Source organism: Paraburkholderia sp. RL17-368-BIF-A (genome assembly GCF_046054045.1).
In the GTDB taxonomy this organism is placed as follows: Bacteria; Pseudomonadota; Gammaproteobacteria; order Burkholderiales; family Burkholderiaceae; genus Paraburkholderia; species Paraburkholderia graminis.
Genome location: NZ_JARESN010000017.1, coordinates 103,581 through 124,957 on the forward strand (window position 1 = coordinate 103,581; position 21,377 = coordinate 124,957).

General features: G+C 63.8%; 21 protein-coding genes. 8 read left to right on the forward strand and 13 right to left on the reverse strand.

Going from position 1 to position 21,377, the window contains the following annotated elements:
• Positions 1-30 precede the first annotated feature (30 nt).
• The 3 genes from P0D87_RS25255 to P0D87_RS25265 all read left to right on the forward strand — a co-directional run bounded on the left by P0D87_RS25255 (position 31) and on the right by P0D87_RS25265 (position 3,061).
• A complete protein-coding gene (locus P0D87_RS25255; protein WP_053857793.1) occupies positions 31-1,011 on the forward strand; it encodes an ABC transporter substrate-binding protein in 981 nt (326 codons plus the stop codon).
• Between the two features lie 19 nt (positions 1,012-1,030).
• Positions 1,031-2,356 (forward strand): amidase, encoded by a 1,326-nt coding sequence (locus P0D87_RS25260; protein WP_053857794.1) that lies wholly within the window; start codon positions 1,031-1,033, stop codon positions 2,354-2,356.
• Between the two features lie 123 nt (positions 2,357-2,479).
• Positions 2,480-3,061 carry a c-type cytochrome gene (locus P0D87_RS25265; protein WP_053857795.1) on the forward strand — a complete coding sequence of 194 codons (582 nt, stop codon included), beginning with the start codon at positions 2,480-2,482 and terminating at the stop codon, positions 3,059-3,061.
• 1,012 nt (positions 3,062-4,073) lie between these two features.
• Here the strand turns inward: P0D87_RS25265 and P0D87_RS25270 are convergent.
• Entirely contained in the window at positions 4,074-4,391 is a 318-nt protein-coding gene (locus P0D87_RS25270; RefSeq protein WP_006048264.1) for a hypothetical protein, read from the reverse strand.
• A 203-nt stretch (positions 4,392-4,594) separates the two neighbouring features.
• Positions 4,595-5,509, reverse strand: coding sequence for a LysR family transcriptional regulator (locus P0D87_RS25275; protein ID WP_006048263.1), 915 nt, complete (start codon positions 5,507-5,509; stop codon positions 4,595-4,597).
• 96 nt (positions 5,510-5,605) lie between these two features.
• Between P0D87_RS25275 and P0D87_RS25280 the strand changes: the two genes are divergently transcribed.
• Positions 5,606-6,364, forward strand: coding sequence for an SDR family NAD(P)-dependent oxidoreductase (locus P0D87_RS25280; protein WP_053857796.1), 759 nt, complete (start codon positions 5,606-5,608; stop codon positions 6,362-6,364).
• 132 nt (positions 6,365-6,496) lie between these two features.
• Here P0D87_RS25280 and P0D87_RS25285 read toward each other — a convergent pair whose 3' ends face one another.
• Complete coding sequence (locus tag P0D87_RS25285) at positions 6,497-7,786, reverse strand: MFS transporter (protein WP_053857797.1); 1,290 nt, start codon at positions 7,784-7,786, stop codon at positions 6,497-6,499.
• A 79-nt stretch (positions 7,787-7,865) separates the two neighbouring features.
• Positions 7,866-9,140 carry a glucarate dehydratase family protein gene (locus P0D87_RS25290; RefSeq protein WP_053858985.1) on the reverse strand — a complete coding sequence of 425 codons (1,275 nt, stop codon included), beginning with the start codon at positions 9,138-9,140 and terminating at the stop codon, positions 7,866-7,868.
• A gap of 217 nt (positions 9,141-9,357) precedes the next feature.
• Here P0D87_RS25290 and P0D87_RS25295 point away from each other — a divergent pair, with 217 nt between their 5' ends.
• On the forward strand, positions 9,358-10,062 hold the full coding sequence (locus tag P0D87_RS25295) for a GntR family transcriptional regulator (RefSeq protein WP_029969844.1): 705 nt from the start codon (positions 9,358-9,360) through the stop codon (positions 10,060-10,062).
• Between the two features lie 122 nt (positions 10,063-10,184).
• Here the strand turns inward: P0D87_RS25295 and rng are convergent, their stop codons facing one another.
• The 9 genes from rng to upp form a co-directional block, all read right to left on the reverse strand.
• The gene (gene rng, locus P0D87_RS25300) at positions 10,185-11,654 is read right to left on the reverse strand and encodes a ribonuclease G (RefSeq protein ID WP_029969842.1); all 1,470 of its coding nucleotides are present in this window, start codon (positions 11,652-11,654) and stop codon (positions 10,185-10,187) included.
• 9 nt (positions 11,655-11,663) lie between these two features.
• Positions 11,664-12,293, reverse strand: a complete 630-nt coding sequence (locus P0D87_RS25305; protein ID WP_029969840.1) for a Maf family protein — start codon at positions 12,291-12,293, stop codon at positions 11,664-11,666.
• 190 nt (positions 12,294-12,483) lie between these two features.
• On the reverse strand, positions 12,484-12,954 hold the full coding sequence (rlmH, locus tag P0D87_RS25310; RefSeq protein ID WP_006048255.1) for a 23S rRNA (pseudouridine(1915)-N(3))-methyltransferase RlmH: 471 nt from the start codon (positions 12,952-12,954) through the stop codon (positions 12,484-12,486).
• Positions 12,955-13,021: 67 nt separating this feature from the next.
• Positions 13,022-13,477, reverse strand: a complete 456-nt coding sequence (gene rsfS, locus P0D87_RS25315) for a ribosome silencing factor (RefSeq protein ID WP_053857798.1) — start codon at positions 13,475-13,477, stop codon at positions 13,022-13,024.
• 4 nt (positions 13,478-13,481) lie between these two features.
• The gene (locus P0D87_RS25320; protein WP_044020635.1) at positions 13,482-14,198 is read right to left on the reverse strand and encodes a nicotinate-nucleotide adenylyltransferase; all 717 of its coding nucleotides are present in this window, start codon (positions 14,196-14,198) and stop codon (positions 13,482-13,484) included.
• Positions 14,199-14,268: 70 nt separating this feature from the next.
• A complete protein-coding gene (gene hemF / locus P0D87_RS25325; protein ID WP_053857799.1) occupies positions 14,269-15,192 on the reverse strand; it encodes an oxygen-dependent coproporphyrinogen oxidase in 924 nt (307 codons plus the stop codon).
• 194 nt (positions 15,193-15,386) lie between these two features.
• On the reverse strand, positions 15,387-16,685 hold the full coding sequence (purD, locus tag P0D87_RS25330; protein ID WP_006048251.1) for a phosphoribosylamine--glycine ligase: 1,299 nt from the start codon (positions 16,683-16,685) through the stop codon (positions 15,387-15,389).
• A gap of 236 nt (positions 16,686-16,921) precedes the next feature.
• Positions 16,922-17,650 carry a YebC/PmpR family DNA-binding transcriptional regulator gene (locus tag P0D87_RS25335; RefSeq protein WP_027776629.1) on the reverse strand — a complete coding sequence of 243 codons (729 nt, stop codon included), beginning with the start codon at positions 17,648-17,650 and terminating at the stop codon, positions 16,922-16,924.
• A 336-nt stretch (positions 17,651-17,986) separates the two neighbouring features.
• A complete protein-coding gene (gene upp, locus P0D87_RS25340) occupies positions 17,987-18,637 on the reverse strand; it encodes a uracil phosphoribosyltransferase (protein ID WP_006048249.1) in 651 nt (216 codons plus the stop codon).
• A gap of 247 nt (positions 18,638-18,884) precedes the next feature.
• Here upp and P0D87_RS25345 point away from each other — a divergent pair, with 247 nt between their 5' ends.
• From P0D87_RS25345 to P0D87_RS25355, 3 genes are all read left to right on the forward strand, one after another.
• Positions 18,885-19,664, forward strand: a complete 780-nt coding sequence (locus P0D87_RS25345) for an SDR family oxidoreductase (protein WP_006048248.1) — start codon at positions 18,885-18,887, stop codon at positions 19,662-19,664.
• A gap of 111 nt (positions 19,665-19,775) precedes the next feature.
• Positions 19,776-20,165, forward strand: a complete 390-nt coding sequence (locus P0D87_RS25350) for a methylglyoxal synthase (protein ID WP_006048247.1) — start codon at positions 19,776-19,778, stop codon at positions 20,163-20,165.
• Positions 20,166-20,266: 101 nt separating this feature from the next.
• Positions 20,267-21,241: a quinone oxidoreductase family protein gene (locus P0D87_RS25355; RefSeq protein ID WP_053857801.1), complete on the forward strand. Its 975-nt coding sequence runs from the start codon at positions 20,267-20,269 to the stop codon at positions 21,239-21,241.
• Positions 21,242-21,377: the final 136 nt, after the last annotated feature.

Here is a 21,377-nt window from a genome sequence, read left to right on the forward strand (position 1 = left end):
GTCCAATCACTTTTATCCCAGGACAGGACGATGGCATTCACAGCAAAAAAAGCGCTCGCCGCGCTGACCACGGTTTTCGCGCTGAGCGTTGCATCCGTTTCATTGCCGGCATTTGCCGCCGACAAGAAAGTGACGATTTCGCAGGCGTTCCAGTCGATGCTTTATCTGCCGCTCTATGTCGCGATCGACGGCGGCTTCTTCACGAAGGAAGGGCTCGACGTCACCAAGCAAACGGCGGGCAGCCCGAGCGCGGCGCTGTCGGCCGTGCTGTCGGGTAGCGCCGATTTCTCGCTGCACGGACCGGAGTGGACGGCGGTCGCCGCGGAGAAGGGCGCCGATGTCGACATCATCGCCAACGTCGTGAACGGCGCGGCGGTATGGATTGCCACCGCGCCCGGCGTCAAATTCGACAGCATCAAGGACGTGAAGGATCAGGTTGTCGTGTCCGGACAGATGCCGACCACCAGCACCTCTTTGTTCTTCAAGCTGCTGAAGGAAAACGGCATGTCGCAGAGCGACGTCAAGCTGATCCAGGTGCCGCTCGGTTCGGAGATTGGACCGCTCGTGGCCGGGCAGTCGAAGATCGCGGTGATGTATGAGCCGGGCCTCGACCAGGCCGTGGCAAAAGGCATGAAAGTCGTGCTCGGCTTTCCGAAGCTCTATGGCGAGTACGCGTTTTCGTCGATTTCGGCGAAGCGCGGCGTCGATCCCGATGCGGCCGCACGCTTCGTGAAGGGCCTGCAAAACGCGCTGCGCTACATGCAAAGCAATCCGGCGGAAACGCAGGCGATCGCGCGCAAGGAATTCCCGACGCTCGATGCGGCCGTGGTGGATGCGGCCGTCAAGCGCATGCTGACCGAAGGCGTGTATCCGAAGAGCGTCGACATCACGCCGAAAGCGCTGGCCGTTGCAATGGATACGCAAATCGCGCTCGGCAACCTGAAGCAGCAGCCGAAGTACGATGCGTTCGTCGTCCACAGTTATATCCAGCCCGCGCTTGCCGCGAAATAAACAGCTTTTCGACGCTCTCATGACCCTATTCAATCAAGCACCGACCATCGGCGAAATACGCGCGGCGCTCGCCGCCGGTGACGCCACGCCTGCGCAATACGTTTCGGACGCTTACGAGGCCGCGCGACATTCGCAAGCGACGTTGCACGCGTTCTGTTATCTGCCCGACGCACCGCCGGATACGTTCGTCGATGCGACGGCGCCGCTTGCCGGCGTGCCGGTTGCGGTGAAGGATGTCATCGATACCGCCGACATGCCCACCGAATTCAACTCGGCGGCGTACAAGGGGCGGCGCCCCGAGCGCGATGCATGGGTGGTGGCGCGCTTGCGGGCCGCCGACGCGACGGTTATCGGCAAGACGGTGACGACCGAGTTCGCGTGGCGCCATCCGGGGCCGACGGTTAATCCGTGGAATGGCGCGTTTACGCCGGGCGGATCGTCCAGCGGTTCGGCGGCGGCGGTGGCGGCCGGTATCGTGCCGCTCGCGCTCGGCACGCAGACGCAGGGCTCGGTGATCCGGCCGGCGGCTTATTGCGGCATCGTCGGATACAAGCCTACGTACGGCACGATTGCGCGAACCGGGGTGTTGCCGCTGGCGTGGTCGCTCGATCACGTTGGACTGTTCGCGCGACGCGTTGCCGACGTGGCGTATGTGCTGAAGCTCGTCGCGGGCGTCGACGTCGCGGACCCGCACGCGTCGCATGTGGCCGCCGTCGCGCATAGCGCAGGCAAGCGGCGCATCGGCGTGTTGTCGAAGCAGGCCGGCGGCGCGATAGAGCCGGCCCAGCAAGCCGCGCTCGACGTGCTGGCGGCGCAACTCGCGCGCGACGGCGCGGAGATCGTCGCGGTGGATTTGCCGGAGGAAGTCTTCGCGACGCCCGCTTACGCGCTGCAACTGATGGCGGTGGAAGCCGCGATCACGCATGGCGAACTGGTCGAGCGCACGCCCGAACTCGTGAGTCCGGCGATGCGCGGTCTCGTCGATGAAGGGCGCAAGTTGCCGGCCACCACCTACGCGCGGATCAAGGCCGCGCAGATGCCGATGGCGCAGCGCTTTCATGCGTGGCTGACGCAAACCATGACGCTCGACGCGCTGCTGGTCGCGCCCGCCACGGGCGAGCCGCCGCGCGGCCTCGACTATACGGGCGACGCCTCGTTCTGCGCGCCGTGGACTTTCCTCGGCGTGCCCGCTGTGACGGTGCCGATGCGATTTGGGCCGTCGGGCTTGCCGCTCGGCGCGCAACTGGTGGGCGCCGCGCAGGACGACGCCGGCTTGCTGGCGTTGGCGGAGTGGGTCGAGGCGCGCACGGGTTGGGAAGACGCGGTGACGCAGCGGCGCGCGTGACGACGCGGAGTGCCTAGGCCGGTCGCGCTGGTTTGATGACAAATCGGTAATACAGACGACGGCGTCCGGCAAGCAACGCTGCCGATAATGAGAGGTCTTCGAACCTTTATCGGCAGACACGTCATGCGTTTTCTTCATTCCACGCTTGCAAAGATTGTTGCCACCGCCGTCGGTCTGCTCGTGCTGATCGGCGGCGGCGCGCTTGCATTCGTCCGTTCGGGAATTTACGACGTATCGGCGAGTTCGAAAGACAATCCGTACCTGGCCGCGACGCTGCATGCGACCTACGAAGCGTCTCTGCACCGGCATGGGGGACGCGACATCGCACCTGGCGATCTACTGTCGCTCGAAAACGTTCGGGCCGGTGCGCGCATGTACGACGCCAACTGTGCGACCTGTCACGGTGCGCCGGACCGTCCGCTGAGCGCGGTGGGTCAAGGCATTCAGCCGGCCGCGCCCTCGCTGCTTGCTGCGCAACGCCGCAATAAGCCGGAGCTGATGTTCTGGGTCATCAAGCATGGCGTCAACATGACGGCGATGCCGTCGTTCGGCAAGACGCAGTCTGACCAGACGCTCTGGCAGGTGGCGGCGTTTATCTACGCCGAGCGCGGGGTATCCAAGGAACAGTATGACGGGATGGTGCAGGGCGTGCCGGGCACCGCCGCGCCGTCAGCCCGCATTGCGTCGGGCGCTCACGCTCAATAAGAGCCCCAAGTTAACGAACACGAGATGAAGCGCTTCCTGATCACGCTGCAATGCGTAGTGATCCTGACTGGTTGAGCGGCACAGGATGTGAGGCACCCGGCGACGCGCGATGCGGTTACTCGCGGACAGATCGTCGATTACGACGGCAATGTCTGTCACGAACAAAACATGCACGTGAAAATGCCAGCGTGTCCTTTGCCTCACATGTCGACCACATGCTATTCAGACGGTCCGCGGCATCGGCTATGTGATTAACAGCAAGCGATGAATTTCCGCGGTGCTGCTGCACCGGTTACATCAGCGAGTACTATGGAAAGCGGAACTGGCAAACGGTCGTCAGCGGGCAGGCGCGGTTCATGCGCGGCATTCCTGATGAATACGCTGGCGATTGCCGTTCGATGGGAGACGTCGATGACTACGATACTTAAATCACGAGTGACGATGGGACTGCTCGTCGCGAGCTGCATGGCCGCTACGGCCACTGCGCACGCGGACGACCGCCTCTTGAAGCTGCTGCAACTGCAAACCTTGAACCGCACGGCCCCGACTGCTGCGCCAAACAAAAAGAATAATGCCGCCGATAACAGCACGCGCAAGGACGAAGGAGCGGACGGCCGATCGTCCCAACCACAGCCCTACAATCGCGGCTCGCAGAGTGGCAGTACACCGCCCAGGCGACCGTAACGGCTGCTGCCGTTTTTACCGTCGCGGCACCAATGCTGGCAGGAGCGCCGCTCAACCCGCCGTGAGTGTGAGTTCAGCGGTGCTCCTGACATAGTCATACTTATTGACGCTTCGAAGCCTCCTTCTTCAGCTTCTTCGCGTCTTTCTTTTCCTTCGGCGTTTTGGTTGCGACTTTCTTTTCCGTCTTTTTCGCGTCGTGGGCTTTGCTCATGATGACTTCCTTTTTTATGTAAGACTTTCACAGTGTTCGACTCGACGCGTGCAGATATGCAGGCATCTGTCGATTCACCAATTTAATTGCCACGCGCATTACCGGCGTGAGCCAGGATCAGTGCCTCGGGCCTTTCATTCCCTCCGCTTCCATAGCGGCATTGCGCTCCTCGCTTGCTTCAATCGGATCCATTGTCTCGTCGGAAAAGGTTGTCGCGCGTTCGGCGGCGGATCTCACTTCGTCCACCGTCGCGCCGGCTTCTGTGTCTTCGTCTAACGGCGGCACAAGCATGTCTTTGAGTAGAAGCTCCAGCTCCGGCGTGTCCCACGGCTCGCCTCGCCGGCTTTTCGTCTTTATATAGTGCCTGACTTCCGCGTCCTGCTCGGGAGTCAATGGGAGACCGCGAAAGGTGCCTCGAGAGGTAGAGTCGTCCATTGCGCTGCTCCCGGAATTCAGTACCTCAAGTGTAGTCCTGTTGGCTTCGGAAATCGCGAACTATTGGTCGGGCGGAGCTACATCAGCACGATATCGTACTGTTCAGTTTTAGATGCGACCTGCGCATCTCCGCAATATCTCGGGCGATATGGCGAGCCCGATTCGGTCGCCGCGTTCGCGGTTCATCGAACCATCAACTACATTCATGCGCGCTCGCATTCGGCCTTGACGAAGTCGACGAACGCGCGCAGCGGCGCGGGCAGGTAGCGGCGTCCCGGATAGTAAAGATAGGGCCCGGGAAAGCGCAACCACCACGGCTCCAACACCGGTTCGAGGGCGCCGCTTTCAAAGTGCGGACGGAGCCAGTCGTCGAATAACTGCACGATGCCGTTGCCCGCGAGCGCGACGTCGACCGACAGTTCTGCGGAGCTCCCCGTGCGCACGATCAACGGCCCCTGCGGCTCGATCCGCACGGTTTTGCCGTCGCGTTCGAAGAGCCATTCGGCTATTGCGCCGCTTGAGAAGCGGTGCCGCAGACAGGCATGCCGCACAAGATCGTCGGGATGTTCGGGCCGTCCGTGCCGTGCCAGATACGCCGGTGAGGCGCCGAGCGCCATGCGCTGCTCGCGCGGGCCGATAGGCACCGCGATCATGTCCTGCTGGAGGCTTTCACCGTACCGGATGCCCGCGTCGCAGCCTGCGGACAACAGATCGACGAAGCTGTCGTCAGCGACGACTTCCAGTTCGATCTCCGGATACATCGACAGGAACGCCGGCAGTATCCGCGGCAGGATGAGCCGCGCGGCGACCACCGGTACGTTCAGCTTGAGCTTGCCGAACGGCTTGTCGCGGAATTGATTGACCACGTCGAGCGCCGCTTCCAGTCCGTCGAGCGCTGGCTTGAGCTGAGACAGCAGGCGCGTGCCCGCTTCAGTCGCAGCGACGCTGCGCGTCGTGCGATGCAGCAGCCGCACGCCGGTGCGCGTTTCGAGGCGGCGCACCGCTTCGCTGACGGCGGACGGACTGCTGCCGATTGCGCGCGCAGCGTCGCGGAAACCGCCAGCTTCTATCACGGCGACGAACGCCGTCAAATCCTTGATGTTCGGTGCAATGGTCATTGTTCGTCTATTCCGCACAGCCCGTGCGGTGTGCGCAGGCTTATCGTCCGGCATGCCGGTCATTACGATCGACGCATGTTCAATGGAGGAATCGCCATGCCAGCAAGTAAGATCGCAATCGTCACCGGCGGCAGCCGGGGTCTAGGCCGCAACACGGTGCTGAGGCTCGCGGAGCGCGGCATCGACACTGTCTTTACGTATCACGTGAATCGCGAGGCCGCCGACGAAGTGCTCGCCAAAGCCCGCGCCACAGGGAGCAGGTCGGAGGCCTTGCAGCTCGATACGGGCGACGCCGGTGCGTTCGACGCATTCGTCACGACGCTGCGCGACACGCTGAGGGAATGGGGCGCCGACCGCTTCGACTACCTCGTCAACAATGCAGGGAACTCGCATCATAACCGCATCGAAAACACGACTGAAGCCGAGCTCGACGCACTCTACAACATCCACTTCAAGGGCGTGTTCTTTCTGACGCAGAAGCTGCTGCCGCTGATTCGCGATGGAGGCAGAATCGTCAACGTTTCGAGCGGACTCACGCGCATCATCGTACCGGAGAGCGGGGCTTACGGTTCGATGAAGGCCGCCGTCGAAACGCTGACCAGGTATCTGGCGAAGGAACTCGGGCCGCGCCGCATCGCGGTCAATGTGGTCGCGCCGGGCGCTGTCGAGACGGATTTCAGCGGCGGCATCGTGCGTGACAACCCGGAGATGAACCGGCGCATCGGGGAGATGACCGCGCTCGGCCGCCCCGGCGTGCCCGACGACATCGGCCCGATGATTGCCTCGCTTCTGTCGGAGGACAATCGCTGGATCAACGCTCAACGCATCGAGGTGTCAGGCGGGCTCGCGATCTGACGCTGCCATTCATTCATTCAGGCGACGGCGCGCACGCTCGATATGCGCGCCGCTTGCCGACCAGTCGCGAAATGGAACCAGTGCGGGAATCGACATGCCGCACAGGCTCCGCGTTTTACTGCAAAGGGTTTTTCAATCGCGCAATTTCACCGGCGCCATGCGTGGCATGAGCAGATGGATGATGCCGAGCGCGACCAGATAGGCCGATGCGCCAACCGCGAAGAGCGCCCAATACTGGCCGGTGCGCTGCAGCGTCTCGCCGATCACGCCCGAGTAGAAGAACGAGCCGACCATGCCCGCGACGCCGCCGATGCCGACCACCGTGCCCACCAGGCGGCGCGGGAACACATCACCTACCAGCGTGACGAGGTTCGCCGACCATCCCTGGTGCGCCGCGGCGGCCAGACCCACTGCGAAGACCGCGTACCAAAGGCTTTGGAAATGTGAGAGGGTGGCAATCGGCACGACGCACACCGCGCAGATTCCCATCGAGATCTTGCGCGCAAAGTTGGGCTTGTTATATCGCGCCATCAGGTGCGACGAGAGCCACCCGCCGGCCACGCTGCCGACCGACGCCATCGTGTAGATCGCGATCAGCGGCAAGCCCAGATTGCGGATGTCGATGTGCCTCGATTCATTGAGCCACTTGGGCAGCCAGAACAGATAAAACCACCACACGGGATCGGTCAGCAGCTTGCCGACGATAAAAGCCCACGTCTCCCGATACTTCAGCACGGAAAGCCAATTGACCGATTGTTCGACGGCTTCGTCGCGGTCCGAATTGATGTAATCGAGTTCGCTCTTCGACACCGACGGATGCTGCGCAGGCTGCCGGTACACGAACAGCCACACCGCGAGCCAGATGAAACCCGTGGCGCCGCCCGCGATGAAGGTCGCGCGCCAGCCCCACATTACCGCGGCGATCGGCACGAAAGCCGGCGCGACGATTCCGCCGATGGTGGCGCCCATGTTCCAGAGGCCCGTCGCCAACGCGCGCTCTTTCTTCGGAAACCACGTGGCCGTGGTGCGGATCGCGACCGGAAAGTTGGCCGCTTCGCCAAAACCGAGCAGACCTCGCACAGCCGCAAAGCCCGGTACGCTCGACGCCACCGCGTGCAGCATTGCGGCGAGACTCCACATTGCCATTGCGCTGCCGTACACGGCCTTCGTGCTGAAGCGGTCCGCGATCCGGCCAAAAATCGCGAGGCCGACCGCATAGGCGACAGTGAACACCATGACGGTCTGCGCATACTGAACCTGATTCCAGCCGATGTCCTTCTGCAGCAGCGGCGCGAGCAGGCCGAGCATCTGACGATCCATGTAGTTGATCGTCGTCGCAAAGAAGATCAGCGCGCAGATCGTCCATCTATAGCGGCCGACCGCGCTTTGCGCGCCGGCGGCTTGGGCTTCCATTATTTTCATTGTGTCTCCGGAGGTCTTGAGGATGGTTGCGCCGGCGCGCGGTCGGGAAAGCCGCTTAACGCGCGGTGCGAACGGTCCTTTAAAAGCGCGGGTTCTTGCCGCTAAAGGCCGGGTCGTACTTTCGCATCTGCGCCAGGTCGTCGCGATTGCGCACGCCGCACGATAGGTACTGCGCGTGCAACTCCGCGAGCCGCTCGCGGTCGAGTTCGACGCCAAGGCCCGGCGTGTCCGGTATGCGGACCGTGCCGTTATCGAACTTCACGCGGCCGCCCTTGATGACTTCTTCTTCCTGCCACGGATAGTGCGTATCGCACGCGTAGGTCAGGTTCGGGATGCTGGCGGCGACATGCGTCATCGCCATCAGGCTGATGCCGAGATGCGAGTTCGAGTGCATCGACATGCCGAGATCCCACAGCTTGCACATGCGCGCGAGCGTCTGGGTTGCGCGCAGCCCGCCCCAGTAGTGATGGTCCGACAGCAGCACCTTGACCGAGCCCATTTCGGCGCCGCGCCGGAAATCTTCCATGGTCGTGATCACCATGTTGGTCGCGAGCGGCAGGCGCGTGTGCCTGGCGAGTTCCGCCATGCCGGCGAGGCCGGGGCACGGATCTTCGTAATACTCGAGCAGGTCGTCGAGTTCAGGCGCGGCCGCGATACTGGTTTCGAGCGTCCAGTTCGCATTCGGGTCGAGCCGCAGCGGCATGCCGGGGAACGCGTCGTGCAGCGCGCGCATGCATGCTATTTCGTGCTTCGGCTCGAATACGCCGCCCTTCAGCTTGATGCTCTGAAAACCGTACAGGCCGATCATGCGGCGCGCCTGCGCGACGATCTGCTCCGGGCTCAGGCCTTCGCCCCAGGCGTCGGGCGCATAGGGTTTATCGACGTGCTCCGCGTACTTGAAGAAGAGGTAGGCGCTGTAGGGGACGGCATCGCGAACCTTGCCTCCCAGCAGATCCACGACCGGCGCGCCGACAATCTGCCCTTGCAGGTCGAGCATGGCGACTTCGAGCGCGCTGATTACTTTTGGCGCGTTCTTCGCCGAATGGGAGCCGGGCGCCAGTTCGAACTCAACCGCGCCGGGACTCGCCTTGATCGCGCCTCGCACGCGTTCTTCCATGCGGTTCAGGTCGAACGGCGAGAGGCCGGTCACGAGCGCCCTGGCCTCTTCGAGCACGCGCAGCATGGGCTCGTCGCCGTAAGTTTCGGAGATGCCGACGCGGCCGTCGCTCGTTTCCAGTTCCAGAATGGCGCGCAACGCCCAAGGTTCGTGAATCCCGGCGGCGTTCAGCAGCGGGCCGTCGCGAAAGGCGATCGGAGTGATTCGAACCTGCGTGATGGTGATGTCGCGAGTCATGGCGTGAAGGTCTTCAATGAAGAAAGCGAACAAGGTGACGCGATGGTAAAGCACTAATGTATTAGTGCGTCAGTAGGGTAACTACTCAGGCGCGGCCGGCGCGGCAACGCGCCGAGGCCTTACTGGAAGGGGCGGGCGTCGGCTATAGTACTAATGTCTTAGCCAGTGTCCTTTGCCGGCTGCGCCCGCTTTCCCGCTTTTAGCGCTTCGGTTTGCCATGAAAAACAACGCCAGCTCTTCCGTGGTGACCCGGCTCGACCGGTCCCGCCATGCCGCGCCGCAAGTATTCGAACGACTGCGCGAAATGATCCTTTCACTCGAACTGACACCGGGCACGGTGCTCTCGCGCGCTGAGCTCGCAAACCGCTATGGTTTGAGCCAGACGCCGGTGCGCGACGCGCTGATGAAGCTCGGTGAAGAAGGCCTCGTCGACATCTTTCCCCAGCACGCGACCGTCGTCAGTCAGATCAACGTGAGCTCCGCGTTGCAGGCGCATTTCCTGCGCCGTTCGATAGAACTGGAAGTGGTGCGGACCCTCGCTGAGCAGCACGATGCCGCGCTTATCGCGGAGTTGCGCGCCACCATCGCGAGGCAAACGGAACTACTGGACCTGAACAACTACGAGCGGTTCGCGTTGTTCGACCAGACGTTTCATCGTCAGATGTACGAGGCCGCGGGCGTGCCGCAGTTGTGGGACCTGGTGCGCAGGCTGAGCGGCCACATCGACCGGTTGCGTCGTTTGCATTTGCCCGTCGAGGGCAAGACGATGGCGGTGGTGCAGGAACACACAGAAATTGTCGATGCTATCGAACGCGGCGACGCGACCGCTGCGCAGGCGGCGCTGCGCGGGCATCTGTCGGGAACCCTGCATCAGATCGAGCAGATTCGCACCAGTCATCCGGACTTTCTGACCGACGATTGAAACGCGGCACAGTGTGTCTGTGTGAAGGCTCGCGAGCGGGCAGCCTTGCTGGAACTGCTGCGCTGGCCGCAGTGCGCGCAGTTTTTCGATGTCTGCGCGGAACGCCTCGGCCTTAGGCGAAGCTACATCAGCACGATATCGTACTGCTCCTGACTCAGATTCGACTCCACCTGTAACGACACCGGCTTGCCGATAAAGTCGATCAGCATCGCCAGATGCTGCGACTCTTCCTCGAGGAAAAGATCGATCACCTGCTGCGACGCCACCACGCGAAACTCGCGCGGATTGAACTGCCGCGACTCGCGCAAAATCTCGCGCAGCACGTCGTAGCAGACCGTGCGCGGCGTCTTCACCTGGCCCTTGCCCTGGCAAACGGGGCAGGGCTCGCACAGCACATGCGCGAGCGACTCGCGCGTGCGCTTGCGCGTCATCTCGACAAGCCCGAGTTGCGAAAAACCGTTCACCGTCACGCGCGTACGGTCGCGCGACAACGCTCGCTTCAGTTCGCTCAGCACCTGGTCGCGATGCTCGACGTTTTCCATGTCGATGAAGTCGATGATGATCACGCCGCCCAGATTGCGCAGCCGCAATTGGCGCGCAATGGTATGCGCCGCTTCGAGGTTGGTCTTGAAGATCGTGTCGTCGAAATTGCGCGCGCCGACGTAGCCGCCCGTATTCACGTCGATGGTGGTCATCGCCTCGGTCTGGTCGATCACCAGGTAGCCGCCCGACTTCAGGTCGACACGGCGCGATAGCGCGCGCTGAATCTCCGCCTCGATGTTGTACAGATCGAAGAGCGGCCGCTCGCCCGTGTAGTGGTGCAGTTTCGAGGACACGGCAGGCGTGAATTCGGCAGCGAAATCGGCCAGCATCTGATACGTCTCGCGCGAATCCACCTGGATGCGCGACGTCTCGTCGTTGACGAAATCGCGCAGCACGCGTTGCGCGAGATTCAGATCCTGATAGAGCAAACTGGTTGGCGGCATGCGCTGACCTTGCGACAGAATCGTCGCCCACGTCTTGCGCAGATACGCGACGTCTGCGGCAAGCTCTTCGCTCGTCGCATCTTCGGCAATGGTGCGAACGATGTAGCCGCCTTTCTCATCGGCGGGCAGCACGGCGGTCAAACGCGCGCGCACCGCTTCGCGCTCGGCTTCGCTCTCGATCTTTTGCGAAATGCCGATATGCGGTTCCTGCGGCAGATAAACGAGCGTGCGGCCGGCAATGCTCACTTGCGTGGAAAGCCGCGCGCCCTTGGTGCCGATCGGGTCCTTCACCACCTGGACCATCAGCGTCTGACCTTCGAACACGATCTTTTCGATGGGCTGATGCGGCGTTTGATGTTGCGGCTCACCGGCAATGCGCGGATGCCATATATCCGCGACATGCAAAAACGCGGCACGTTCGAGACCGATGTCGATAAACGCCGATTGCATGCCCGGCAACACGCGCACGACCTTGCCGAGATAGACGTTGCCGACGCGGCCCCGCGACAGCGTTCGTTCGACGTGAAGTTCCTGGACGGCGCCTTGCTGGACGAGCGCGACGCGCGTTTCCTGCGGCGTGACATTAATCAGGATTTCTTCATTCATGGTGTTGTTCTAGAAGTCGATGCGCGCTGCACGCAGAAGGGCAGCGGTTTCAAAAAGCGGCAAACCCATGATACCTGAATAGGACCCGTCGATATGCTCGATAAACTCCGCGGCGCGCCCTTGCACGCCATAGGCGCCCGCCTTGCCGAGCGGTTCGCCGCTCGCCACGTAGCGGCGAATCGCGTCCGCGTGCAGCGCAGCAAAGCGCACCTTCGACACAGACAGCGCGGCCGGCAACAACTCGCCCTGTGCATCGACGACGGCAACCGCGGTCAGCACTTCGTGATCGCGGCCCGCGAGGCGCGTGAGCATCGCGGCGGCGTCGTCGGCGTCGAGCGGTTTGCCGAGAATCGCGTCGTCGATGGTGACCGTTGTATCCGCAACCAGAATCGGTCGCGCGGCATGAGCGCCGGCTACGAGACGCGCATGCGCGGCGCGCGCTTTAGCCACGCACACGCGCTGCACATAGTCGCGCGCACGCTCACCTGGCAGTTCGGCTTCGAGCGCTTCGGCATCTTCGTCGGGGCGCGGCAGCAGCAACTCGAAGCGCACGCCGATCTGTTGCAACAACTCCTGACGGCGCGGACTCTGCGACGCGAGATAGACGAAAGGATGCAGCGAGGCAGCGGACGTTGGCATAACGAGTCTCGTTGGAACGGATTAGCGGTAGCGCGATGATGTCGGGCGCGAAGTGCGGACAGGCGTTATCGCGCTGCGCTCGCGTGCAAAGGCGCGGGGACGGACGCCATTGAAGCAATGCGTCGCCTGCGCCGAGTGGTGATGCAATACGATGCGGCGCGGGACGTGGCGCGTCACCGTCCGCGTCTGCTCACACGCGATGATAGGGGTGATTTTGCGTGATGGTCCACGCGCGGTAAAGCTGTTCGGCGAGCAGCACGCGCACCATCGCGTGAGGCAACGTGAGGCTCGACACGCGCAGCAGCAGATCGGCGCGCGCCTTCAGTTCGGGGTCGAGTCCGTCAGCGCCGCCGATCAGAAACGCGACGTCGCGGCCGTCCTGCTGCCAGCCGGGCAGGGCGCCCGCAAGCTGCATGGTGGTCCAGTCCTTGCCGCGTTCGTCGAGCGCGACAATGCGCGCGTTCTTCGGAAGCGCGGCTTCGATCTTCACGCGCTCGGCGGCCATCACGCTTTCGGCCGAGCGCGCCGACGAACGCTGCTCCGGCTTGATCTCGCGCAGTTCGATGCGCAACTCGGGCGGCATGCGTTTCGCGTATTCGTCGAAGCCCGTCGCGATCCAGTCCGGCATCTTGTGGCCGACGGCGAGAATGTGCAGTTTCATCGAGCTTTAGTGCGCTGCTCGCGGACGTCTACAGCGAACGGATCGAAGGGAACAGGGCAAAGCCCGCTCACTTCCGTCGCGCGGCGGTCTTGCGCGCGGGCTTTTTGACGGCCGGCGCTTCGTCGTCCTCGTCTTCTTCGTCGGGCTCGCTCGAACGCGCGCCGCCGAACGGATCAGGCGTCGACAGCTTCAGCCGCACCGGCTTGTCGCCCCAGATTTCCTCGAGGTTGTAGTACTGGCGCAGCGCCGGTTGCAGGATGTGGACGATCGCGTCGCCGCAATCCACCAGCACCCATTCGCCGATGTCCTCGCCCTCGGTGCTGATGATGTCGCCGCCGGCTTCCTTCACGCCTTCGCGCACGCTCGAGGCGAGCGCCTTGGTTTGCCGGTTCGACGTGCCGCTCGCGACGATCACGCGATCGAACAGCGCGGTCAGGTGGCTGGTGTTGAACACCTTGATGTCTTGCGCCTTGACGTCTTCGAGAGCGTCGACGATCACGCGTTGCAGTTTGCGAATATCCATGAGGTTACCGGTGGTACAGATGATGTTGAAGAATGTAGTCCCACACCGCGGTGGGGACGTGGCTTGCGGCCTCGCCGTGCTGTTCGCCGCCTACATGGGCAAGCCGCTGGCTCACCTGTTCGCGCAGATGCGCGCGAATGTCGGTGGCCGAAACGTTGAACGCGAGCGTCGTGTCGATCAGCAAGTGGCCGCAAGGCGTGGCTTGCAGAACCTCGGCGCCGGCGCGGCGCGCGTCGATTTCCTGCGCGACGGCGGGCGGAATCGACGCGAGATCGAATCCGGGCCGCGTGGCCGCGCAGATGTGCGCGAACTCGAACAGGCGCCGCCAGTCGCGCCATGTGTCGAGCTTCACCAGTTGATCCGCGCCGATTAGCAAGGCAATGGACGTCTCGTTGCCTTCGCGTTCGCGCCAGTGTTGCAGCGTGTCGACGGTGTACGTCGGGCCTTCGTGCTCGATTTCGTCGGTGGCGACTCGCACCTCGACGCCGGGCAGCTTCAGTTCGCTTGCCGCCGCGCGCGTCATTGCAAGCCGATGCACGGCCGGCGACACGTCCGCTTTCTGCCACGGCTGGCCGGCCGGCAGCAGCACGAGCTCGGTCAGGCGCAGCACGTGGGCGAAACGCCGCGCGAGCGCGAGGTGGCCGTCGTGGATCGGGTCGAAGGTGCCGCCGAGCAGACCGATCCGGCGAGGCAGCGCAACGGGATGAGCGTTCGGCTTCAGGTAAAGATCCTTTGTCGTGGCCAGGTGGCGGGCAGTGCGGGCTTCCGGAATTGCGGGGCGCTCACAGCACTCAAATCCACTCGCGCGGCACGAGAAAATCGCTATAAAGGCGCGCTTCCGGCGTGCCCGGTTCGGGCTGCCAGTTGTAGCGCCAGTTCACCACAGGCGGCATCGACATCAGAATCGATTCGGTGCGTCCGCCGCTCTGCAGCCCAAACAGTGTGCCACGGTCGAAGACCAGATTGAACTCGACGTAGCGTCCGCGCCGGTAAGCCTGGAAATCGCGCTCGGCCTGGCCGTACGGAATGTTGCGGCGCTTTTCGATGATCGGCAGGTAGGCTTTGAGGAATCCCTCACCCACGCTTCTCATCATCGCGAACGATTGATCGAAGCCCGGCGCCGAGTAATCGTCGAAAAAAATCCCGCCGATGCCGCGCGGCTCGTTCCTGTGCTTGAGGAAGAAATACTCGTCGCACCAGCGCTTGAAACTCGGATAGAGGTCGGCGCCATAAGGCTCGAGCGCATCGCGGCACACGCGATGAAAGTGCCGCGCGTCTTCTTCGTAACCGTAGTACGGCGTCAGGTCCATGCCGCCGCCGAACCAGAACACCGGCTCTTCGCCGGGCTTGGTCGCGATCAGCAGGCGCACGTTCATATGCACGGTCGGGCAGTGCGGATTGTGCGGGTGCAGCACGAGCGACACGCCCATTGCCTCGAAGCCGCGCCCGGCCAGTTGAGGACGCGCCGCGCTCGCGGAGCCCGGCAACGCGTCGCCCGCGACGTCCGAAAAGCCGATGCCCGCGCGCTCGAAGAAGTCGCCGCCTTCGAGAATCCGCGTGCAGCCGCCGCCGCGCAGCTTTTCGCCGGGCGTGCGCTGCCATGCGTCGGTGGCGAAGGGCTTGCCGTCGAAGGCGCCCAGGGTGTCCGCAATCTGCGTTTGCAGGCCTTGCAGCCAGGTGCGCACGGCTTGTGCGTCGTAGCTCGAATCGGTCATCAATGCAGGTGCTGAAGGCGGCACGCCGGTGCCGCGGGTTCGTCGTGAAGCGCCGCGCTGGGTGGGGCGGAGGTTGCCGCAAAGGTGCGGCCGTTCAGTGCGGATTGCCGCCGCGCGGCAACGAGCCGCCGCCAACCCGCAGTGTAGCGCCGTTGGCGCGGCACACGGGCAGGGCGGCATGGCGGACTGGCGCTTCAGTGCTTGCCTTCGGTCCTGGCGTCGTGCTTGCGGTTCAATGCGCGATAGCCGATGTCGCGCCGGTACTGCATGCCGTCGAACGAAATCTGGTTGATCGTTTCGTACGCGACCGACTGCGCGCTGCGCACCGAATCGGCCAGACCCACCACACACAGCACACGGCCGCCCGACGTGACCAGCTTGCCGTCCGCGTAAGTCGTGCCCGCATGGAACGTGACCGAATCCGCCGTTTCCGCCGGAATGTCGTTGATGCGGTCGCCCTTGCGCGGCGTGTCCGGATAGTTGTACGCGGCGAGCACCACGCCGAGCGCGGTGCGGCGGTCCCACTCCAGTTCGACCGTATCGAGCGTGCCGGCAATCGCCTGCTCGACCACCTTCGAATAGTCGCCCTTCAGACGCGCCATGATCGGCTGCGTTTCCGGGTCGCCCATGCGGCAGTTGAACTCGAGCGTCTTCGGATTGCCTTGCGCGTCGATCATCAGACCGGCGTACAGGAAACCCGTGTAGCGGATGCCTTCCTTCTCCATGCCGCGCACTGTCGGCAGGATGATTTCGCGCATCACGCGCGCGTGCAGTTGCGGCGTGACGATAGGCGCGGGCGAGTACGCGCCCATGCCGCCGGTGTTCGGGCCCTGATCGCCGTCGAGCAAACGCTTGTGGTCCTGGCTCGACGCAAGCGGCAGCACATGCTTGCCGTCGACCATCACGATGAAGCTCGCTTCCTCGCCCGCCAGAAACTCTTCGATCACGACGCGCGCGCCGGCGTCGCCGAGCTTGTTGTCCGACAGCATCATGTCGACGGCGGCATGCGCTTCTTCCAGCGTCTGCGCGACGACCACGCCCTTGCCGGCAGCCAGGCCGTCGGCCTTGATGACGATCGGCGCGCCCTTCGCATCGAGATACGCGTGCGCGGCGGCGACGTCGGCGAACGTTTCGTACTCGGCCGTCGGGATCGCGTGGCGTTTCATGAACGCCTTCGCAAAGTCTTTCGAGCTTTCGAGCTGCGCCGCTTCCTTCGTCGGTCCGAAAATCTTCAGACCGCGCGAGCGGAACAGATTGACGATGCCCGCGGCGAGCGGCGCTTCCGGCCCGACCAGCGTGAAGGCGATCTGTTCCTTCTCGACGAAATCGGCGAGCGCAGCCGGCTCGGTGATGTCGACGTTGCGCAGGCGCTCGTCCTGGGCGGTGCCGCCGTTGCCAGGAGCCACGTAGACGAGCTGGACCCGCGGCGATTGCGCGAGCTTCCATGCGAGCGCATGTTCGCGACCGCCGGAACCGACGACGAGTAACTTCATGTGAATCCCCGAGACTTAAAAACCAAAAACGGCGCCCGCCCTGTGCGGCGGCGAGCCGTGCAATAATAGTGAGTTCCGCCATGTTCGCAGCCGGTTGTGGCGGCGCAACGCATGGCGAACCCGGACGAGGGCAGCGCGACAGACGCCTCAGCGCCGTCCCGGCCAGGCCCGTTCAACAGCAACGTTGAAACCGGCCGGCGGTATGCGCACAAAGGCGGCTTGCCCGGCCAGCGGCTTCATTCGTCGGCGATCGCGGCGTTTGTATAGACTTCCTGCACGTCGTCCAGATTTTCCAGCGCGTCGAGCAGCTTCTGCATTTTCACGGCGTCGTCGCCGGTGAACTCGACTTCCGTCTGAGGTTTCATCGTGACCTCGGCCACTTCGGCCTTGAAGCCCGCGGCTTCGAGCGCGGTCTTCACCTTCGGGAAATCGTTCGGCGGGCAGAGCACTTCGATGCTGCCGTCTTCGTTCGTCACCACGTCGTCGGCGCCGGCTTCGAGCGCCGCTTCCATCAGCTTGTCTTCGGGCGTGCCCGGCGCGAACAGGAACTGGCCGACGTGATCGAACATGAACGACACCGAGCCGTCCGTGCCCATGTTGCCGCCGTTCTTCGAGAACGCGTGACGCACTTCCGCGACCGTGCGCGTGCGGTTGTCGGTCATGGTGTCGACGATCACCGCCGCACCGCCGATGCCGTAGCCTTCGTAGCGGATTTCTTCGTAGTTCGCACCGTCGACGCCGCCCACGCCGCGCTGGATCGCGCGGTTGACGTTGTCTTTCGGCATGTTGGCGTCGTACGCCTTTTCGACGGCGAGCCGCAGACGCGGATTCGAGTCGATGTCGCCGCCGCCCATGCGCGCCGCGACCTGAATTTCCTTGATGAGCCGCGTCCAGACCTTGCCGCGCTTGGCATCGGCCGCTGCTTTCTTATGCTTGATGTTGGCCCATTTCGAATGACCCGCCATACCTTTCTCCGTCGCGCGCGCCAGCGGGGCGCGCAGTGTGCAATTGTCGTTGCGATTTTTCAGGCGCTCGTCAAGGCGCCTCGATGTCAAATTCGTGCCGGCCGTTCTGCCCGGCTGCGCGCCGCCGGTCCTGGCTGATTGCCTGCGCTGCATGGCGCACCGGAATGCCCGCCGCGCCTCGCGCTGCGCGCGAGGCCGCGCTTCGAGTGGATTCGAATTTTATCACGCCGCGGGGGTGCGGCAGCGGCCGCCGTCGCCCGGGATGGCCCGACATTGCAGGAAAAGTATGCGTGCGCGGCGCGAACCAGGCGCCGCACACCGGCTTTTCGACAACGCTCAGTTCTTCGTGCCGAACAGCCGGTCGCCCGCGTCGCCCAAGCCCGGCACGATGTACGCGTGCTCGTTCAGATGCGAATCGAGCGACGCGACGAAGAGCTTCACGTCGGGATGCGCGTCCTGGAACACCTGCACGCCCTCGGGCGCGGCGACGAGCGCGAGGAACAGGATGTTCTCGCCGGCCACGTTGCGGCGCTTGAGCACGTCGACCGCATGCACGGCCGAGTAGCCGGTCGCGACCATCGGATCGCACAGAATGAACACGCGGTCTTCGAGATCGGGCAGACGCACCAGATATTCGACCGGCCGATGGTCCTCGGCCCGATACACGCCGATGTGGCCGACGCGCGCCGACGGCACCAGTTCGAGCAAACCGTCCGACATGCCGATGCCCGCGCGCAGCACCGGCACGATCGCGAGCTTCTTGCCGGCGATCACCGGCGCGTCGATCTCGACGAGCGGCGTGTTCAGGCGGCGCGTGGTCATCGGCAGATTGCGGGTGATTTCGTAGCCCATCAGGAGCGTGATCTCGCGCAGCAGCTCGCGGAACGTGCGCGTGGACGTGTCCCGGTCGCGCATGTGCGACAGCTTGTGCTGGATCAGCGGGTGATCGAGGATGAAAAGATTGGGGAAACGGCTGTCCTGAGTCATGGCGGGGGCACACGCGGCGGGTAAGAGATCGATTCGAGGCCGATTCGGAGATCGGTTCGGCGCTTCGCCCGGCCGGCAAACACAACGTGCGACGACCGGCGAACGCGCCACGGCGCAAGTTTACCGAAAGAGTGCCACCCGAAGATACCGAAGATTGCAGCGGGCCGGCGCAGCCTGGCACCGATTCTTCTAGAATCGGGGGAAACTTTGCAACCATCGGCAAGACGCCAGCGAGGAGAACGCACACATGGACATGGGAATCGCAGGACGCACGGCGCTGGTTTGCGCGGCGAGCAAGGGCCTGGGGCGCGGCTGCGCGGAAGCGCTCGCCGCCGAAGGCGTCAACCTGACGATCGTCGCGCGCACCGCCGAGACGCTCGAGGCGACGGCCGACGAGATTCGCCGGCAAAGCGGCGTGCAGGTGAACACGGTCGCGTGCGACATCACCACGCCCGAGGGCCGGGCCGCGGCGCTCGCCGCCTGTCCGCAGCCCGACATTCTGGTCAACAATGCGGGCGGCCCGCCGCCGGGCGACTTCCGCAACTTCACGCACGACGACTGGATTCGCGCGCTCGAAAGCAACATGCTGACGCCGATCGAACTGATCCGCGCGACCATCGACTCGATGAGCGCGCGCGGCTTCGGGCGCATCGTCAACATCACGAGTTCGGCGGTGAAGGCGCCTATCGACGTGCTGGGCCTCTCCAACGGCGCGCGTTCGGGCCTGACCGGTTTCGTCGCGGGCCTCGCGCGCAAGATGGCGCCGACCGGCGTCACGATCAACAACCTGCTGCCGGGCATGTTCGACACGGATCGCATCGCCGTCACGATGGCGGCGACCGCAAAATCGCAAAACATTTCCGTCGATCAGGCGCGCGAGCAGCGCATGAAAGCGATTCCCGCGGGCCGCTTCGGCACGCGCGACGAGTTCGGCCGCGCCTGCGCGTTTCTGTGCAGCGTGCATGCGGGCTACATCACGGGGCAGAACTGGCTGATCGACGGCGGCGCGTATCCGGGCACTTTCTAGACGCGTGCAGTCGTCTTCTTCGCAGCGCCTGCCCGACAAGCAGCCCAGCAGTCAGCAATTCCAGCAGCATCACAACAACGACAATCACAACGGTTTCAGGAGTCTTACGACATGACCACCCGCATTGCGCTGATCGCGCACGATCACAAGAAGGACGACATCGTCGCGCTGGCCGGCGAATACGTCGACACGCTGCGGCGCTGCGACATCATCGCGACCGGCACGACGGGCGGACGCATCAGCGACGCACATGGGCTGCAGGTCGAGCGCATGCTGTCGGGCCCGCACGGCGGCGACCTGCAGATCGGCGCGCAACTCGCGGAAGGGCGCGTGGACATGGTGATCTTTCTGCGCGATCCGATGACGCCGCAACCGCACGAGCCGGACATCAACGCGCTCGTGCGTGCGTGCGACGTGCACAACATTCCGTGCGCGACGAACATTTCGACGGCGCGCATGGTGCTCGACGCGCTCACGCTGCGTATCACGCAGCAGGTTTGACGCCGCACGCGCGCGGCTGATCGGCAAACACTCATTGGCAACATTCAACGGCAGCATTCAACGGCAACATAAATAGCCGGCATTCCATCAAGGAGACGTGAATGGTCAAGGCAATCCGATTCGATCAAACCGGCGGTCCCGAGGTCATGAAATGGGTCGACGTCGAAGTGGGCGACCCCGGCCCCGGCGAGATTCGCATTCGTCAAACGGCGGTCGGGCTCAACTATATCGACGTGTACTTCCGCACCGGCCTGTACCCGCTGCCGTTGCCGGGCGGCCTCGGCATGGAAGCCGCCGGCGAAGTGATCGCGCTCGGCTCGGACGTGAGCGATCTGAAAACGGGCGACCGCGTCGCGTACGTGGCGAGGCCGCCCGGCGCGTATGCGCAGGAGCGCGTGCTGCCGGCGGCGCAGGTCATCAAACTGCCGGATGCGGTCAGCGACGAACAGGCCGCCTCGGTGATGCTGCAAGGTCTCACCGCGCAATATCTGCTGCGGCGCACGTATCGGGTGAAGGCCGGCGACACGATTCTGATACAGGCCGCGGCGGGCGGCGTCGGCCTGCTGGTGTGCCAGTGGGCGAAGGCGCTCGGCGCGACGGTGATCGGCACGGTCGGCTCGGACGAAAAAGCGGAGATCGCGAGAGCGCACGGCTGTGACCACGCGATTGTCTATACGCGCGAAAACTTCACGAAGCGCGTGCGCGAGATCACCAACGGCGCGGGCGTGCCGGTGGTGTACGACTCCATCGGTAAAGATACGTTTGCCGGCTCGCTCGATTGCCTCGCGCCGCTCGGCATGTTCGTGAGCTTCGGCAATGCGTCGGGGCCGTTGCCGCCGATCGACTCGTCGGAATTCGCCGGACGCGGCTCGCTGTTCTTCACGCGCCCGACGTTGTTCACGTATATGGGCAAACGCAGCGACTACGAAGCGATGGCCGCCGAACTCTTCGACGTGCTGGTCTCCGGCAAGGTGAAGACGAACATCAACCAGCGCTACGCGCTTGCCGACGTCGGTCAGGCGCATGCGGACCTCGAGGCGCGCAAGACCACGGGTTCGACGATACTGCTGCCGTAGTTTTAGTTTTCCCGAAGTTTCGCGTTTCACAGGAAGGGCCGCTCCATCTCGCGATGGAGCGGTCCTTTTGCATTGTGAGTCTCTCCGTTTACGCGATTTTTATACGGCCTGTACAAGCTTTGATCGGGCCTTTACG

What these genes read in the sequence shown, in the direction of transcription:
- P0D87_RS25255 (WP_053857793.1), top strand. Translation starts at nt 31, where the DNA reads ATGGCATTCACAGCAAAAAAAGCGCTCGCCGCGCTGACCACGGTTTTC.
- P0D87_RS25260 (WP_053857794.1), top strand. Translation starts at nt 1,031, where the DNA reads ATGACCCTATTCAATCAAGCACCGACCATCGGCGAAATACGCGCGGCG.
- P0D87_RS25265 (WP_053857795.1), top strand. Translation starts at nt 2,480, where the DNA reads ATGCGTTTTCTTCATTCCACGCTTGCAAAGATTGTTGCCACCGCCGTC.
- P0D87_RS25270 (WP_006048264.1), bottom strand. Translation starts at nt 4,391, where the DNA reads ATGGACGACTCTACCTCTCGAGGCACCTTTCGCGGTCTCCCATTGACT.
- P0D87_RS25275 (WP_006048263.1), bottom strand. Translation starts at nt 5,509, where the DNA reads ATGACCATTGCACCGAACATCAAGGATTTGACGGCGTTCGTCGCCGTG.
- P0D87_RS25280 (WP_053857796.1), top strand. Translation starts at nt 5,606, where the DNA reads ATGCCAGCAAGTAAGATCGCAATCGTCACCGGCGGCAGCCGGGGTCTA.
- P0D87_RS25285 (WP_053857797.1), bottom strand. Translation starts at nt 7,786, where the DNA reads ATGAAAATAATGGAAGCCCAAGCCGCCGGCGCGCAAAGCGCGGTCGGC.
- P0D87_RS25290 (WP_053858985.1), bottom strand. Translation starts at nt 9,140, where the DNA reads ATGACTCGCGACATCACCATCACGCAGGTTCGAATCACTCCGATCGCC.
- P0D87_RS25295 (WP_029969844.1), top strand. Translation starts at nt 9,358, where the DNA reads ATGAAAAACAACGCCAGCTCTTCCGTGGTGACCCGGCTCGACCGGTCC.
- rng (WP_029969842.1), bottom strand. Translation starts at nt 11,654, where the DNA reads ATGAATGAAGAAATCCTGATTAATGTCACGCCGCAGGAAACGCGCGTC.
- P0D87_RS25305 (WP_029969840.1), bottom strand. Translation starts at nt 12,293, where the DNA reads ATGCCAACGTCCGCTGCCTCGCTGCATCCTTTCGTCTATCTCGCGTCG.
- rlmH (WP_006048255.1), bottom strand. Translation starts at nt 12,954, where the DNA reads ATGAAACTGCACATTCTCGCCGTCGGCCACAAGATGCCGGACTGGATC.
- rsfS (WP_053857798.1), bottom strand. Translation starts at nt 13,477, where the DNA reads ATGGATATTCGCAAACTGCAACGCGTGATCGTCGACGCTCTCGAAGAC.
- hemF (WP_053857799.1), bottom strand. Translation starts at nt 15,192, where the DNA reads ATGACCGATTCGAGCTACGACGCACAAGCCGTGCGCACCTGGCTGCAA.
- purD (WP_006048251.1), bottom strand. Translation starts at nt 16,685, where the DNA reads ATGAAGTTACTCGTCGTCGGTTCCGGCGGTCGCGAACATGCGCTCGCA.
- P0D87_RS25335 (WP_027776629.1), bottom strand. Translation starts at nt 17,650, where the DNA reads ATGGCGGGTCATTCGAAATGGGCCAACATCAAGCATAAGAAAGCAGCG.
- upp (WP_006048249.1), bottom strand. Translation starts at nt 18,637, where the DNA reads ATGACTCAGGACAGCCGTTTCCCCAATCTTTTCATCCTCGATCACCCG.
- P0D87_RS25345 (WP_006048248.1), top strand. Translation starts at nt 18,885, where the DNA reads ATGGACATGGGAATCGCAGGACGCACGGCGCTGGTTTGCGCGGCGAGC.
- P0D87_RS25350 (WP_006048247.1), top strand. Translation starts at nt 19,776, where the DNA reads ATGACCACCCGCATTGCGCTGATCGCGCACGATCACAAGAAGGACGAC.
- P0D87_RS25355 (WP_053857801.1), top strand. Translation starts at nt 20,267, where the DNA reads ATGGTCAAGGCAATCCGATTCGATCAAACCGGCGGTCCCGAGGTCATG.